Below are 14,268 nucleotides of genomic sequence, written 5' to 3' on the forward strand. Positions count from 1 at the left end.
AGCGTCGGCGGGCGAGGAGGTGCTAGGATACTGATCCGATTTGGGGACGGCCACTGCGGTCGTCATACCGTTCTGGATTCAGTTGTAGGAATTTTGAAGTTTGCTACGGTTTTCCCCGACAATCTTCAGATTTTCGCCGATGTTGTCGCTTCAATTCCATATTGAATCGATTTGTTGAGGCCTTTATTTACGCCTTACAAAATGTTGCGCATGAACGAGCGAGCGTTAAAGCAGTCTGTTCTGCATCGAATTTTTATTTACCGAGGCGCCCTTGGCGCGTCGCTACCTTGAGATAGCCGTCCTCCATGTTTGGTTCCAACGACGACAAGAAGAGCCCAGCTGCGGCTGGCGAGAAAAAAGGCCTGTTCGGATGGCTGCGCAAAAAGCCGCAGGAAACCGTCGTCGAACAGCCGCAGGTTCAATCTGAGCCGATCCCTGAGCCCTTGGTAGGTGCCGAACCGACCGCGCCGGTGGCGCAAGCCGAGCCTGAGCACAAACCGTGGCTGGCACTGCCGGTGGCCGAAGAGCCCGTGGCACTGGTCGAAGATGTGCAGGCCGAGCATGTGACGCCGCCGATTCCGCAGGTTGAGCCGGTGGCGGTCGAGCCGACTCCCGCGCCTGTTGTGGCCGCGGCGCCCGCCGTGATCGCGCCGTCGCCCGTGGTTGCCGCCGAACCGAGCAAAACCGGGTTCTTCGCCCGCCTCAAGCAAGGCCTGAGCAAAACCAGCGCGACCATCGGCGAAGGCATGGCCAGCCTGTTCCTGGGTCGGAAGACCATCGATGACGAACTGCTGGAAGACATCGAAACCCGTCTGCTGACCGCCGACGTGGGTGTCGAAGCCACCGCCGTGATCATCCAGAGCCTGACCCAGAAGGTCGCGCGCAAGCAGTTGACCGACGCCGATGCGCTGTACAAATCCCTGCAGGCCGAGCTGGCCGCGATGCTCAAGCCGGTCGAAGCGCCGTTGGTGATTACTCCGAAGAAGCCGTTCGTGATCCTGGTAGTCGGCGTCAATGGCGCCGGCAAGACCACCACCATCGGCAAACTGGCCAAGAAGCTGCAGTTGGAAGGCAAGAAAGTCATGCTCGCCGCCGGCGACACCTTCCGCGCCGCCGCCGTCGAGCAGTTGCAGGTCTGGGGCGAGCGCAACAAGATCCCGGTCATCGCCCAGCACACCGGCGCCGATTCCGCTTCGGTGATCTTCGACGCCGTGCAAGCCGCCAAGGCCCGCAACATTGATGTGCTGATCGCCGATACCGCCGGTCGTCTGCACACCAAAGACAACCTGATGGAAGAGCTGAAGAAAGTGCGCCGCGTGATCGGCAAGCTCGACGGCGAGGCTCCGCACGAAGTCCTGCTGGTGCTCGACGCCGGTACTGGCCAGAACGCCATCAGCCAGGCCAAACAATTCCACCAGACGGTGCAACTGACCGGCCTGGCATTGACTAAGCTCGACGGCACGGCCAAGGGCGGCGTGATCTTCGCCCTGGCCAAGCAGTTCGGGTTGCCGATTCGGTATATCGGCGTCGGTGAAGGTATCGACGACCTGCGCACCTTTGAAGCCGAACCCTTTGTCCAGGCACTGTTTGCCGAGCGGGAGCGTTCATGATTCGATTCGAACAGGTCGGTAAACGCTATGCCAATGGGCATGTCGGCTTGCATGAGCTGAGTTTTCGAGTGCGTCGCGGCGAATTCTTGTTTGTCACCGGCCATTCGGGTGCCGGCAAAAGTACCCTGTTGCGCCTGCTGCTGGCCATGGAACGCCCGACCACCGGCAAGCTGCTGCTGGCCGGCCAGGATCTGGCCACCATCAGCAATGCGCAGATTCCGTTCCTGCGCCGCCAGATCGGCGTGGTGTTCCAGAACCACCAGTTGCTGTTCGATCGCACGGTGTTCAATAACATTGCGTTGCCGTTGCAGATCCTTGGGCTGTCCAAGGCCGAAATCATCAAGCGCGTGGACTCGGCGCTGGAGCGCGTGGCGTTGTCGGACAAGACCGACCTCTACCCCGGCGACCTGTCCACCGGCCAGCAACAGCGCGTCGGCATCGCCCGCGCCATCGTCCACCGCCCGGCCTTGCTGCTGGCGGACGAACCCACCGGTAACCTCGACCCGCGCCTGGCGGCCGAGATCATGGGCGTGTTCGAAGACATCAACCGCCTGGGCACCAGCGTGCTGATCGCCAGTCACGACTTGGCACTGATCGCGCGCATGCGCCATCGCATGCTGACCCTGCAACGCGGTCGCCTGATCGGCGACGGGGAGGCTGGCGTATGAGTGCGACACGCAGCCCCAAGGTTTCCGAGCGCGTGGCGCCGAAACCGGCCGACCCGCAACCGAAAAAGAAAAAACACGACGAGGACGACGGCCCGGATTTCGCCACGCTGCTGCGTGCCTGGATCGAAAGCCATCGTGCCAGCCTGCTCGACAGCCTGCGTCGCCTGGGCAAGCAACCGATCGGCAGCTTTTTCACCTGCCTGGTGATGGCCGTGGCCTTGAGCCTGCCCATGGGCTTGTCGCTGCTGCTTAATAATGTGGAGCGCCTGGGCGGTTCCTGGCAGCGCGCCGCGCAGATTTCGCTGTACCTGAACCTGGATGCCAGCGCCAAAGACGGCGAGGCCCTGCGCGAAGAGATCAAGAACCTGCCGGGGGTGGCGGATGCCGAGTACATCAGCCGCGATCAGGCCCTCGAGGAATTCCAGCAACAGTCCGGCCTGGGCGAGGCGCTCAAGGAGCTGCCGCAGAACCCGCTGCCGGGCGTGGTGCTGGTGACGCCGAATGAAGTCGACAAACCGGCCCTGGAAGCCCTGCGACAAAAACTCGCAGAGATGCCCAAGGTGCAACAGGCGCAACTTGATCTAGTCTGGGTAGAGCGCCTGGCGGCGATTCTCAAGCTGGGCGACCGCTTTGTGTTCGGCCTGACGGTGTTGTTGGTGTCTGCATTACTTTTGGTGATAGGTAATACCATTCGTCTTCATATTGAAAACCGTCGCACCGAGATAGAAGTGATTAAACTGGTCGGCGGCACGGACAGCTATGTGCGTCGTCCTTTTCTGTACATGGGCGCGCTTTATGGCTTCGGTGCGGGGATTTTGTCCTGGGGCTTGTTGGCGTTCGGCCTGGACTGGCTGAACGATGCGGTCATCGGGCTGGCCGGCTTGTACGGCAGTGATTTCGCCCTGGCCGGGGTGCCGGTCGCCGATGGTCTGTCGCTCTTGCTTGGCGCGGTCTTGTTGGGGTATATCGGTGCGTGGATTGCGGTCGCACGGCATTTACGTGAGCTGGCACCGAAGTAGTTAATGTCAGATTAATGTGGTTTCGTTTGTATTGACCGTATCAGTGGTTTAGGGAACTTGTCCTACGGTTCCCGGTCAATTTTCGCAGTGCTGAACTGCACGAGTTATGTGAGTCGGAGGTTTTTTCGTATGACCACTTCTTTGCAACCTGTTTATGCCTTGGTCCCGGGTGCGAACCTGGAGGCCTATGTGCACACGGTCAACAGCATTCCATTGCTGACGCCGGAGCAGGAGCGTGAACTGGCCGAGAGTCTCTACTATGAGCAGGATTTGGGGGCGGCTCGGCAGATGGTGCTCGCCCACCTGCGTTTTGTCGTACATATCGCCCGTAGCTATAGCGGCTACGGTCTGGCCCAGGCTGACCTGATCCAGGAAGGCAACGTCGGCCTGATGAAGGCAGTGAAGCGCTTCAACCCGGAAATGGGTGTGCGCCTGGTGTCGTTCGCCGTTCACTGGATCAAGGCGGAAATCCACGAGTTCATCCTGCGCAACTGGCGCATCGTGAAAGTCGCGACCACCAAGGCCCAGCGCAAGCTGTTCTTCAACCTGCGCAGCCAGAAAAAACGCCTGGCGTGGCTGAACAACGAAGAAGTCCACCGCGTGGCCGAAAGCCTCGGTGTGGAGCCGCGTGAAGTGCGCGAGATGGAAAGCCGCCTGACCGGCCATGACATGGCCTTCGACCCGGCCGCCGAAGCGGACGACGACAGCGCCTTCCAATCGCCGGCCAACTACCTGGAAGACCACCGGTACGACCCGGCGCGTCAACTGGAAGACGCCGACTGGAGCGACAACTCCAACCACAACCTGCACGAAGCGCTGGAAGTGCTGGACGACCGCAGCCGTGACATCCTCTACCAGCGCTGGCTGGCCGAAGAAAAAGCCACGCTGCACGACCTGGCGCAGAAGTACAACGTGTCGGCCGAGCGGATTCGTCAGCTTGAGAAGAGCGCGATGAACAAGCTGAAGCTGTCGATCGCCGCTTAAAACTGTGGGAGGGGCGGTGCGACGATTCGACTTGCCCCCGATAGCTGAGTGTCAGTCGACATCAAGGTGACTGATCCATTGCTATCGGGGGCAAGCCCCCTCCCACATTTATTTCTGTGTTGTGTCAGTCGGACCAAGGCGCCTTGCGCGAATTGTTCAACTCAACCAGATAGCCATCCCCACCCAATTGGCTCATCTGCTGGCGAATCCATGCCGCCCGCCGTGCCACATAGGCCGTTGGATGGCTGGCGCTCCATACCCGTGGATTGGGTAGCACCGCCGCCAGGTAGCTGGCCTGCTGCCGAGAAAGCGCCTTGGCACTCACCCCGAAGTGATGCTGCGCCGCCGCTTGCGCACCGAACACCCCTTCGTCCCATTCCACGCTGTTGAGGTACACCTCAAGGATCCGCTGCTTGGGCCACAGCACCTCGATCAGCCCGGTAAACCAGGCCTCCAGGCCCTTGCGCAGATAACTGCGGCCGGACCACAGGAACAGGTTCTTCGATACCTGCTGGCTCAGCGTACTGGCGCCGCGGATCGAGCCGCCGCGCTCGTTGTGCAGGAGCGCCGCCTGGATCGCGCCGAAATCGAAGCCCCAATGTTGTGGGAAACGCTGGTCTTCACCCGCCATCACCGCCACTTTGAGGTCGTTGGAGATCTCATCCCACGGCACCCAGGTGCGCTGCAGGTCAATCGGTTCGCCGTCAAACCAGGATTCGATCTTGCGCTCCACCATCAGCGCCGTGAACGGCGGCGGTACGACACGAAACAGCAGCACCAGCAACACGCTGCCGATGGCAAACCATTTCACGGCTTTGAGAAAACGATTGAAGAGGACACGCAGCATAGAGATGGCTTGGCCGAACCCGTTGAGCGGGCCATTATACAGACCCTGCCCAATGAGTCTGACTGGAGTTCCTCATGCTGCGTGGCTTTCTGATGCTGGCTGCTTTTTTCGGCTTCACCGGTGTCGCCCTCGGTGCGTTCGCTGCCCACGGCTTGAAAAACCGCCTGAGCGCCGAGTACCTGGCGATTTTCCATACCGGCGTGACCTACCAACTGGTCCACACCCTGGCGCTGTTCGGCGTGGCGTTGCTCGCGGCGCACCTGCCGGGCCGCCTGGTCACGTGGGCGGGCGTGTCGTTCGTCGTCGGCATCCTGCTGTTCTCCGGCAGCCTGTACGTGCTGACGATGACTGGCATCAGCAAGCTCGGCATCATCACGCCGTTCGGTGGCCTGGCGTTTCTGCTCGGTTGGTTCCTCCTGGGGCTGGCGGCGTGGCGCTTGCAGCAGGCGGCCTGAAGCGCGCTGCTGATCAAAGGGTCTTGGGCCAGCTACGCCAATCGGGCTAGAATGCTTGCCCCTAAAAACGATGGCGGCCCATGGCATGCACATTCAGTTGAACGGCGAACCCTTTGAACTGCCCGACGGTGAAACCGTTGCGGCCCTGCTGACCCGTCTGGACCTGACCGGGCGTCGCGTCGCAGTGGAGCTCAACCAGGATATCGTCCCGCGTAGCCAACACGTCGAGACTGCGCTCACCGAAGGTGACCAGGTCGAAGTGGTCCACGCCATCGGCGGCGGCTAGTCGTCCGGCGCCCAGGCGCGCCACCCCGGATTCTGCAGAACCTCACCCCACCTCGAGGATTTCCCATGAGCATCGTTCGTAGCGACAAGCCCTTCGTCCTGGCCGGTCGTACCTACCAGTCCCGTCTGCTGGTAGGCACCGGCAAGTATCGCGATATGGAAGAAACCCGCCTGGCCATCGAAGCCTCGGGCGCCGAGATCGTGACCGTGGCCGTGCGCCGCACCAACATCGGCCAGAACCCGGGCGAACCGAACCTGCTGGATATCCTGCCGCCGGACCGCTACACCATCCTGCCGAACACCGCCGGCTGCTACGACGCCATCGAAGCTGTGCGTACCTGCCGCCTGGCCCGTGAGCTGCTCGACGGCCACAACCTGGTGAAGCTGGAAGTGCTGGCCGACCAGAAAACCCTGTTCCCCAACGTGATCGAAACCCTCAAGGCCGCCGAAACCCTGGTCAAGGAAGGCTTCGATGTGATGGTCTACACCAGCGATGACCCGATCATCGCCCGCCAACTGGCCGAAATCGGCTGCATCGCCGTGATGCCGCTGGCCGGCCTGATCGGCACTGGCCTTGGGATCTGCAACCCGTACAACCTGCAGATCATCCTCGAAGAAGCCAAGATCCCGGTGCTGGTGGATGCGGGCGTGGGCACTGCCTCCGACGCGACCATCGCCATGGAGCTGGGCTGCGAAGCGGTGCTGATGAATTCGGCCATCGCCAATGCCCAACAGCCGATCATGATGGCCGAAGCCATGAAACACGCCATCGTCGCGGGCCGCCTGGCCTACCTCGCCGGGCGCATGCCGAAAAAACTCTACGCCAGCGCCTCCTCGCCGCTGGATGGTCTGATCAAGTAAGAGCCATTGATGACTGAATCAAACGAAACGCCGAACACCGTGGAACAGGGCGACGAGTCCAAGCACCGCCGCATCAAGAGCTTTGTGATGCGCGCCGGTCGCATGACCGAAGGCCAGCAAAAGGGCCTGGAGCAAGGCACGCCGCTGTTCGTCCTGCCCCTGGCCGACGCGCCGGTGGACTATGACCAAGTGTTCGGTCGTTCGGCCCCGCGCTCCCTGGAAATCGGCTTCGGCATGGGCCACTCCCTGCTGGAAATGGCCGCAGCCGCGCCGGAACAGGATTTCATCGGTGTGGAAGTCCATCGCCCGGGTGTCGGCGCGCTGCTCAATGGCGTGCTGACCCAGGGTTTGACCAACCTGCGGGTCTACGACTGCGACGCGATTGAAGTGCTCAACCGCTGCATCGCCGACAACAGCCTCGATCGCCTGATGCTGTTTTTCCCCGACCCATGGCACAAAAGCCGTCACCACAAGCGCCGCATCGTCCAGGCGTCTTTCGCGGAGCTGGTGCGCAGCAAGCTGAAAGTCGGCGGTATCCTGCACATGGCCACCGACTGGGAACCCTATGCGGAATACATGCTGGAAGTGATGAACGTCGCCCCTGGCTACCGCAACCTGGCCGAAGACGGCAAATGCGTACCACGCCCGGCCGAGCGCCCGATCACCAAGTTCGAACGCCGCGGCGAGCGGTTGGGGCATGGGGTGTGGGATTTGAAGTTCGAGAAAGTCGACTGATCAGCCAGTAACTTGGAATGCGGTCAAAAATGTGGGAGGGGGCTTGCCCCCGATAGCGGTGGGTCAGTCATAGAGTGGTTGACTGACACTCTGCTATCGGGGGCAAGCCCCCTCCCACATTGGTTTTGTGTTGGGTTTGGGATCAGCGGCGGTCGGCGACGACGCCGATCAACACCAGCACCACCACCAATACCGGCGCCAGGCTGTAGTTATTGAACTGGCTCAGCCCCCGCACAATCCACGGCGTGGCGTAGATCAGCGCCGCGCCGCTGCCGATCATGCACAGCAGGGCCATCAACGGTACGCGCAAGGCGCCGGCGATGCTGCCCAGGCGGGCCTCGACCCAGCCTTTGATATCGGCGCCGAACAGCACCAACAGGCAGCCGACGAGGGCCAGGGAGATTTCCGACAGGTTGCTGCGGCTCCAGCGGGATACGGTGGCGAGCAGGTCGAGTACCAAATCCATTCGATTTCCTTAAGAGCGATCAGCTCAAAAACTTCTGCAACAGGTCATTGAGAAAGAGTTGCCCGCGGTCGGTGGCCGCCAGGCGTGACGGTTCGACCTGCATTAAGCCACTTTGTTCTGCCTCGGTGCGGCCTTGCGCGAGGCTTGTCAGCGCCAGCCCGGTGCGTTCGGCGTAGAGCTTGGCGTCGACGCCTTCGGTGAGGCGCAGGGCGTTCATCAGGAACTCGAACGGCAGCTCTTCGTTGGTCAGCGCGTTCGTGCCGGCCAGGAAGCTTTTGGCCGGGTTGAGGTAGTCCTTCGGTGCGCGGGTCTTCCAGGTGCGGACGATGCGCCCGTCCGGGTGGCTGAGCTTGCCATGGGCGCCGGCACCGATGCCGATGAAGTCGCCGAAGCTCCAGTAGTTGAGGTTATGTCGCGCCGCTCGCCCCGGTTGCGCATAGGCCGAGACTTCATATTGCGCGTAACCGTGTTCGGCCAGCAGCGCCTGGCCGGCTTCCTGGATATCCCACAGGGTGTCGTCTTCCGGCAGCGTCGGCGGCTGGTTCCAGAATACGGTGTTGGGCTCCAGGGTCAGTTGGTACCACGACAAATGGGTCGGTTTGAGCGCGATGGCCTGGCGCAGGTCGCTCAGGGCGTCGTCCAGGGACTGATCGGGCAAGCCATGCATCAGGTCCAGGTTGAAGTTGTCGAACCCGGCCTGGCGCGCCATGCCGGCGGCGCGCACGGCTTCATCGCCGTTGTGGATACGGCCCAGGGCCGCGAGTTTTTCCTGCTGGAAGCTCTGGATGCCGATGGACAGGCGGTTGATCCCCAGCTTGCGGTACGCCACGAACTTCTCTTGCTCGAACGTTCCCGGGTTGGCTTCCAGGGTGATCTCGATGTCGCCGGCAAACGGGATACGTGCTTCCACGCCCTTGAGCAGACGGCCCAGCGCGGCGGCACTGAACAGGCTCGGCGTGCCGCCACCGAAGAAGATCGAACTCAGTTCCCTGCCATAAACCGCGTGCAGGTCCTGATCGAGGTCGGCCAGCAGCGCATCGACGTACTCTTCTTCCGGCAACACGGGGCTGGCGGTGTGGGAGTTGAAGTCGCAATAAGGGCATTTGCGCACGCACCACGGGATGTGGATGTACAGCGCCAGGGGCGGCAGATGGGGCAGGGCCGCCCGTGGTGTTTGCGCGCCGCCGTGGATCAGCGGCTGCGCGGAGGTGTTCTGGGTCATTTCAAGCCCAGGCGCTGGCGCAGCAAAGCCATGGCGCGGGCGCGGTGGCTGATCTGGTTTTTGTCGGCCGGGCTCAGTTCGGCGCTGGAGACATCGCGCTCCGGCACCCAGAACAGCGGGTCGTAGCCAAACCCATGCGCGCCGCTGGCCGCATGCAGGATGCGCCCGTGCCACAGGCCTTCGCAGAGGATCGGCAACGGATCGTCGGCATGTCGCACCAGGGCCAGCACGCAGACGAACTGCGCGCCACGCTCGGCATCCGGCACGTCCTTGAGCACGTCGAGCAGCTTGGCGTTGTTCGCCGCGTCGCCTTTGCCGTCGGCATAGCGCGCCGAATAGATACCGGGGGCGCCGCCGAGGAAGTCCACCGCCAGGCCCGAGTCGTCCGCCAGCGCCGGCAGGCCGGACAGGCGCGCGGCATTGCGCGCCTTGAGGATGGCGTTCTCGACGAACGACAGGCCCGTTTCTTCGGGCTCGACCTGGCTGAACTCGCCGATCGAGCGCAGTTGCACGGACTCGCCGAGCATGGCCTGGAGTTCTTTGAGTTTGCCGGCGTTATGGCTGGCCAGCACGAGTTGAGTCAGGTTCATCAGTCCGCCGGAAACAGTTCCTGGTTGAATTGGAAACCATGGGCCTTGCCGCCGGTTTCAACGTTGATGGTGAAAACCCGCACTTCCTGTTGCGGCACGTTGTAGGGCGCGAGGTAATAGATCGCACCTTTTTCGGTAATCTGCTTGAACGTCAGGATTTCGCTCCTGCCGCTCAGGTCTTTGATCGTGCCGGTCACTTGCGCGGCCACGGGCGTCACGCCCTTGATCACGGTCACGTTGATCAAGCCCTTGTTCTTGCTGCGTACCACGCCGACAGCCTGGGCCGTATCGGGTTGCAGGAAGCTGGAGGTGAAGGTGTTGTAGTGTACGGTGATATCGCCAAATTCCTTCTGGCGCTTACTGTCGATGGCATCGGCGGCCATGGCGCTGACGCCCAGGCACGCGGTGAGTAGAAATACAGCCAGGCGTCTCATATTCGTCTTCCTCGAAAATAGTTAGACGGCGATCTTGTGGTCTGTCAGGCCCGGGCTGCTGACCCGGTAAATCCCGATTTCACCCAACAGGTTGGGCCATAGTTTACTCGCCCAGCCGTGGCGGTGCTGTTGATCGACGGCAAGGCGGTTGATCACCTTGGCTTCCCGCTCGCCACACAGGGCTTCGAAGTCTTCGAAGGTGCAAAAGTGGATGTTCGGCGTGTTGTACCACGTGTACGGCAGGAAATCCGACACCGGCATGCGGCCCTTGGTGGCCAGGTACCAGCGGCAGCGCCAGTGACCGAAGTTGGGGAAGGTGATGATGCACTGGCGGCCGACGCGCAGCATTTCGTCGAGGATGCGGTCCGGGTAATGCACCGCCTGCAGGGCCTGGGTCATCACCACGACGTCGAAGCTGTTGCTGGCAAAGTTGCCCAGGCCCTTGTCCAGGTCCTGCTCGATCACGTTGATGCCCTTGGCCACGCACTCGGCGATGTTGTCCGGGTCGTTTTCCAGGCCATAGCCGGTGACTTGCTTGTTGTCGCGCAGCCAGCTCAGCAGTTCGCCATTGCCGCAGCCAAGGTCGAGCACGCGGCTGCCGGCGGGTATCCAGTCTTGGATGATTTCCAGGTCGGCTCTCATGGCGTTCTCACAGAGTTATGCGGTTCATGTAGTTACTGAACGCCTGCAGATAACGAGGAATCGGGATCAGGAAGGCGTCGTGGCCTTGCGGAGCATCGATTTCCAAGTAGCAGACGTCTTTCTTCGCCGCCATCAAGGCATCCACCAGTTCCCGCGAGCGGGCCGGCGAGAAGCGCCAGTCGGTGGTGAACGACATCACGCAGAACTTGGCCGACGCGCCCTCGAAGGTTTTCGCCAGGTCGTCGTCGAAGTTGGCGGCCGGGTCGAAGTAGTCCAGGGCCTTGGTCATCAGCAGGTAGGTGTTGGCGTCAAACCTCCCGGAGAACTCTTCGCCCTGATAACGCAGGTAGCTTTCCACCTGGAACTCGACGCTGTGGAAGTCGTAGTTGAGCTTCTCGCTCTTGAGGCCGCGGCCGAATTTCTCGCCCATGGAATCGTCGGACAGGTAGGTGATATGCCCAACCATCCGCGCCAGCATCAAGCCGCGCTTGGGGATCACGCCGGCTTCCTGGAACGAGCCGCCGTGGAAGTCCGGGTCGGTCAGGATCGCCTGGCGCGCCACTTCGTTGAAGGCGATGTTCTGCGCCGACAACTTGGGGGCCGAGGCGATGGCCAGGCAATGGCGCACGCGATCGGGGTAAGTGATGGTCCACTGCAGGGCCTGCATGCCGCCGAGGCTGCCGCCGATCACGGCGGCCCATTGCTGGATGCCCAGCCGGTCGGCCAGGCGCGCCTGGCTGTGGACCCAGTCTTCCACGGTCAGTACCGGGAAGTCGGCGCCGAAGGGCTTGCCGGTTTCCGGGTTGAGGCTGCTGGGGCCGGTCGAGCCGTTGCAGCCGCCGAGATTGTTCAGGCTGACCACAAAGAACTTGTTGGTATCGATGGGCTTGCCGGGGCCGATGCAGCTGTCCCACCAGCCGGGCTTGCGCTCGTCGACGCTGTGGAAGCCCGCGGCGTGATGATGGCCGGACAAGGCGTGGCAGATCAGCACGGCGTTGCTCGCCGTGGCGTTCAACTGGCCGTAGGTTTCATAGATCAGGTCGTAGGCTGGCAGCGAACGTCCGCAGGCCAGGGCCAGCGGTTCGCTGAAGTGCGCCATTTGGGGCACGACCAGTCCAACAGAATCGGGGGGAAAGGCAGCTGGCATCGACCCTGCTCTCGTTTAAATGAGGCGTAAGTCTAAAGACCGCTGCCCCTAGCGGCAAGCAAAGGCCGGAGGTTATCCGGCCCTGACACGCAAGCGGGGCTGAATCAGATCAACCCGAACAGCTCTTTGGGCATGAACGCATAGAACGCCAGGCGCGGGATCACCCAGCTTTGCAGGAGCTGGATCGCGATAAATGCGAAGATCGGCGAGATGTCCAGACCGCCCAGGTTGGGGATCAACCGGCGGAACGGCGCCAGCACCGGTTCGGTGATCTGCGCGACCAGCTCGGCTCCAGGGCTGCGGCTGCCGGGTGCGACCCACGAGAGGATCACGCTGATGATCATCGACCAGAAGAGGATCTTCAAAAACAGCGAGAAAACCCCGATCAGCGCCCATGGCAGCAGCAGCAGGGTCAAGGCCTGGTAGCCGTTGAGCATCAGGATCACCGCGAACAGCAGGACCTGCAGCAGCAGCGCCAGCACCAGCGAGGACATGTCCAGCCCGAACAGGCTCGGGATCACCCGGCGCAGGGGCTTGAGCAGCGGCTGGGTGGCCTTCACCACGAACTGGCACAGCGGGTTGTAGAAGTTCGCCCGCACCAGTTGCAGGATAAAGCGCATCAGCACGATCAGCAGGTACAGGCTGCCCAGGGTCTGGATGATGAAAATGGCAGCGTCATTGATTCCGAGCATGTTCGATTCCTATCTAGTCCAGTTGCAGGTTGGGGACGACTATTTGCCCAGTTGCTCGGCCATCTCGGCCGAACGATGTGCCGCGGCACCCAGTGCTTTTTCCACCAGGGCTTCGAAGCCCCCGGCCTGGAACGATTCAATGGCGGCTTGCGTGGTGCCGCCGGGGGAGGTCACGCGGCGGCGCAGTTCGGCGGCATCCACGTCGCTGGTCACGGCCATCTGCGCGGCGCCCAGGGCGGTTTGCGCGGCCAGTTGCTCGGCGATGTCCCGGCTCAGGCCCAGTTTCACGCCGGCGGCGGTCATGGCTTCGATCAGCAGGAAGAAGTAGGCCGGGCCGCTGCCGGAGACGGCGGTCACCGCGTCCAGTTGCTCTTCCTGTTCCAGCCACAGGGCGATGCCCACGGCGGACAGCAGTTCCTGGGCCTGGTCGCGCTGTTCGGCGCTCACCTGGGCGGTGGCATACAAACCGCTCACGCCTTTGCGCAGCAGCGCCGGGGTGTTGGGCATGCAGCGCACGATGGGCTGGGCGCCGAGCCAGCGGTTCATGCTGGCGCAGGTGATGCCGGCGGCGATGGACACCACCAACTGGTGCGGCTGCAGGCTCGGGCGCAGGCTTTCGCACACGGCTTTCATGGCTTGCGGCTTGACCGCCAGCACGATCACGTCGACGCCCTGGATGGCCTCGGCGTTGTCGGCGAAGGTGTCGATACCGTGTTCGGCGCTGACGCGGGCGCGGGTTTCGGCGCCCGGATCGCTGGCGCGGATCTGTTGGGCTTGCAGGCCCTTGGCCCGCAGGCCGCCGATCAGGCTGGCCGCCATGTTGCCGGCGCCGATAAAGGCAATACGCGTGTTGCTCATGACAGGTCCTTATTCAGTGGGAAGTCGGCCATTTCACGGCTGACCGTAGTCGCGGGCGCCAAACAGGGCGGTACCGATCCGCACCCAGGTGGCGCCTTGGGCGATGGCCGACTCGAGGTCGTGGCTCATGCCCATGGAAAGTGTGTCGAGCGGCAGGTTCAAACTGGCCTGCAGGTCGCGGACGGCGGCGAACGCTGCATCCTGTGCGGCGCGGTCTTCGGTCGGTTCAGGGATCGCCATCAAACCGCGCAACTTCAAGCGCGGCAGGGCGCTGATCGCGTTGGCCAGCGCCGGCAGGTCGGCGGGCGTGCAGCCGGACTTGCTGGCTTCGCCACTGACGTTGACCTGGATGCAGATGTTCAGCGGGGCCAGGTCGGCCGGGCGTTGTTCGGACAAGCGTTGTGCGATTTTCAGGCGGTCCACGGAATGCACCCAAGCGAAGTTCTCGGCGATCGCGCGAGTCTTGTTCGATTGAATGGGGCCGATGAAGTGCCAACTCAAGGGCAGGTCGGTTAATTCGGCCTGTTTGCCCAAGGCTTCCTGCAGGTAGTTTTCGCCGAAATCGCACATCCCGGCGGCATAGGCTTCGCGCACGGCTTGCGCGGGCTTGGTCTTGCTCACGGCCAGCAGGTGGATGCTGTTTGCGTCACGTTGCACGGCGTCGGCTGCGGCGCGGATGCGCTGGCGAACCTGGCCAATGTTGTCTGCTATCGTCGACATTCAAGATGCGCCCGTGGATATGGAGTCCGCGGC

18 protein-coding genes are annotated in these 14,268 nt (G+C 62.4%); 8 read left to right on the forward strand and 10 right to left on the reverse strand.

Going from position 1 to position 14,268, the window contains the following annotated elements; all coding sequences use genetic code 11:
- Nucleotides 1-305: 305 nt before the first annotated feature.
- From ftsY to rpoH, 4 genes are all read left to right on the forward strand, one after another.
- The gene (gene ftsY / locus ACVWZP_RS22540; RefSeq protein ID WP_017845022.1) at nucleotides 306-1,610 is read left to right on the forward strand and encodes a signal recognition particle-docking protein FtsY; all 1,305 of its coding nucleotides are present in this window, start codon (nucleotides 306-308) and stop codon (nucleotides 1,608-1,610) included.
- Nucleotides 1,607-2,278, forward strand: a complete 672-nt coding sequence (gene ftsE, locus ACVWZP_RS22545) for a cell division ATP-binding protein FtsE (protein ID WP_017476533.1) — start codon at nucleotides 1,607-1,609, stop codon at nucleotides 2,276-2,278. The genes ftsY and ftsE overlap by 4 nt, the downstream gene beginning before the upstream one ends.
- Nucleotides 2,275-3,297 (forward strand): permease-like cell division protein FtsX, encoded by a 1,023-nt coding sequence (gene ftsX / locus ACVWZP_RS22550; RefSeq protein ID WP_017845021.1) that lies wholly within the window; start codon nucleotides 2,275-2,277, stop codon nucleotides 3,295-3,297. Before ftsE ends, ftsX begins: the two co-directional genes overlap by 4 nt.
- 129 nt (nucleotides 3,298-3,426) lie before the next feature.
- Nucleotides 3,427-4,281, forward strand: coding sequence for an RNA polymerase sigma factor RpoH (gene rpoH, locus ACVWZP_RS22555; RefSeq protein ID WP_017845020.1), 855 nt, complete (start codon nucleotides 3,427-3,429; stop codon nucleotides 4,279-4,281).
- Between the two features lie 124 nt (nucleotides 4,282-4,405).
- On the opposite strand, the gene mtgA is transcribed toward rpoH, so the two are convergent.
- Nucleotides 4,406-5,128 (reverse strand): monofunctional biosynthetic peptidoglycan transglycosylase, encoded by a 723-nt coding sequence (gene mtgA, locus ACVWZP_RS22560; RefSeq protein WP_017845019.1) that lies wholly within the window; start codon nucleotides 5,126-5,128, stop codon nucleotides 4,406-4,408.
- Nucleotides 5,129-5,202: 74 nt separating this feature from the next.
- Between mtgA and ACVWZP_RS22565 the strand changes: the two genes are divergently transcribed.
- The 4 genes from ACVWZP_RS22565 to trmB all read left to right on the forward strand — a co-directional run bounded on the left by ACVWZP_RS22565 (nucleotide 5,203) and on the right by trmB (nucleotide 7,464).
- Nucleotides 5,203-5,583: a DUF423 domain-containing protein gene (locus ACVWZP_RS22565; RefSeq protein WP_017845018.1), complete on the forward strand. Its 381-nt coding sequence runs from the start codon at nucleotides 5,203-5,205 to the stop codon at nucleotides 5,581-5,583.
- 85 nt (nucleotides 5,584-5,668) lie between these two features.
- On the forward strand, nucleotides 5,669-5,869 hold the full coding sequence (gene thiS / locus ACVWZP_RS22570) for a sulfur carrier protein ThiS (RefSeq protein ID WP_046381754.1): 201 nt from the start codon (nucleotides 5,669-5,671) through the stop codon (nucleotides 5,867-5,869).
- 65 nt (nucleotides 5,870-5,934) lie between these two features.
- Nucleotides 5,935-6,729 (forward strand): thiazole synthase, encoded by a 795-nt coding sequence (locus ACVWZP_RS22575; RefSeq protein ID WP_017845016.1) that lies wholly within the window; start codon nucleotides 5,935-5,937, stop codon nucleotides 6,727-6,729.
- A gap of 9 nt (nucleotides 6,730-6,738) precedes the next feature.
- Nucleotides 6,739-7,464: a tRNA (guanosine(46)-N7)-methyltransferase TrmB gene (gene trmB, locus ACVWZP_RS22580; protein WP_017845015.1), complete on the forward strand. Its 726-nt coding sequence runs from the start codon at nucleotides 6,739-6,741 to the stop codon at nucleotides 7,462-7,464.
- A gap of 142 nt (nucleotides 7,465-7,606) precedes the next feature.
- On the opposite strand, the gene ACVWZP_RS22585 is transcribed toward trmB, so the two are convergent.
- The 9 genes from ACVWZP_RS22585 to ACVWZP_RS22625 form a co-directional block, all read right to left on the reverse strand.
- A complete protein-coding gene (locus ACVWZP_RS22585; RefSeq protein ID WP_003176691.1) occupies nucleotides 7,607-7,930 on the reverse strand; it encodes a DUF3392 domain-containing protein in 324 nt (107 codons plus the stop codon).
- A 19-nt stretch (nucleotides 7,931-7,949) separates the two neighbouring features.
- Nucleotides 7,950-9,152 carry a radical SAM family heme chaperone HemW gene (hemW, locus tag ACVWZP_RS22590; RefSeq protein WP_457370169.1) on the reverse strand — a complete coding sequence of 401 codons (1,203 nt, stop codon included), beginning with the start codon at nucleotides 9,150-9,152 and terminating at the stop codon, nucleotides 7,950-7,952.
- Nucleotides 9,149-9,745, reverse strand: coding sequence for an RdgB/HAM1 family non-canonical purine NTP pyrophosphatase (gene rdgB / locus ACVWZP_RS22595; protein WP_026139793.1), 597 nt, complete (start codon nucleotides 9,743-9,745; stop codon nucleotides 9,149-9,151). Before rdgB ends, hemW begins: the two co-directional genes overlap by 4 nt.
- Entirely contained in the window at nucleotides 9,742-10,176 is a 435-nt protein-coding gene (locus ACVWZP_RS22600) for a DUF4426 domain-containing protein (protein ID WP_046381756.1), read from the reverse strand. The genes rdgB and ACVWZP_RS22600 overlap by 4 nt, the downstream gene beginning before the upstream one ends.
- A gap of 21 nt (nucleotides 10,177-10,197) precedes the next feature.
- Nucleotides 10,198-10,818 carry a methionine biosynthesis protein MetW gene (metW, locus tag ACVWZP_RS22605; protein ID WP_017845011.1) on the reverse strand — a complete coding sequence of 207 codons (621 nt, stop codon included), beginning with the start codon at nucleotides 10,816-10,818 and terminating at the stop codon, nucleotides 10,198-10,200.
- Between the two features lie 7 nt (nucleotides 10,819-10,825).
- Nucleotides 10,826-11,965, reverse strand: a complete 1,140-nt coding sequence (gene metX / locus ACVWZP_RS22610; protein WP_046381757.1) for a homoserine O-succinyltransferase MetX — start codon at nucleotides 11,963-11,965, stop codon at nucleotides 10,826-10,828.
- 104 nt (nucleotides 11,966-12,069) lie between these two features.
- Nucleotides 12,070-12,657 carry a YggT family protein gene (locus tag ACVWZP_RS22615; RefSeq protein WP_046381758.1) on the reverse strand — a complete coding sequence of 196 codons (588 nt, stop codon included), beginning with the start codon at nucleotides 12,655-12,657 and terminating at the stop codon, nucleotides 12,070-12,072.
- A 39-nt stretch (nucleotides 12,658-12,696) separates the two neighbouring features.
- Nucleotides 12,697-13,515, reverse strand: coding sequence for a pyrroline-5-carboxylate reductase (proC, locus tag ACVWZP_RS22620; protein WP_017845008.1), 819 nt, complete (start codon nucleotides 13,513-13,515; stop codon nucleotides 12,697-12,699).
- A gap of 33 nt (nucleotides 13,516-13,548) precedes the next feature.
- Nucleotides 13,549-14,235, reverse strand: a complete 687-nt coding sequence (locus ACVWZP_RS22625; protein ID WP_017845007.1) for a YggS family pyridoxal phosphate-dependent enzyme — start codon at nucleotides 14,233-14,235, stop codon at nucleotides 13,549-13,551.
- Nucleotides 14,236-14,268 lie beyond the last annotated feature (33 nt).

The sequence above is a fragment of the Pseudomonas sp. TE36184 genome (assembly GCF_054060055.1).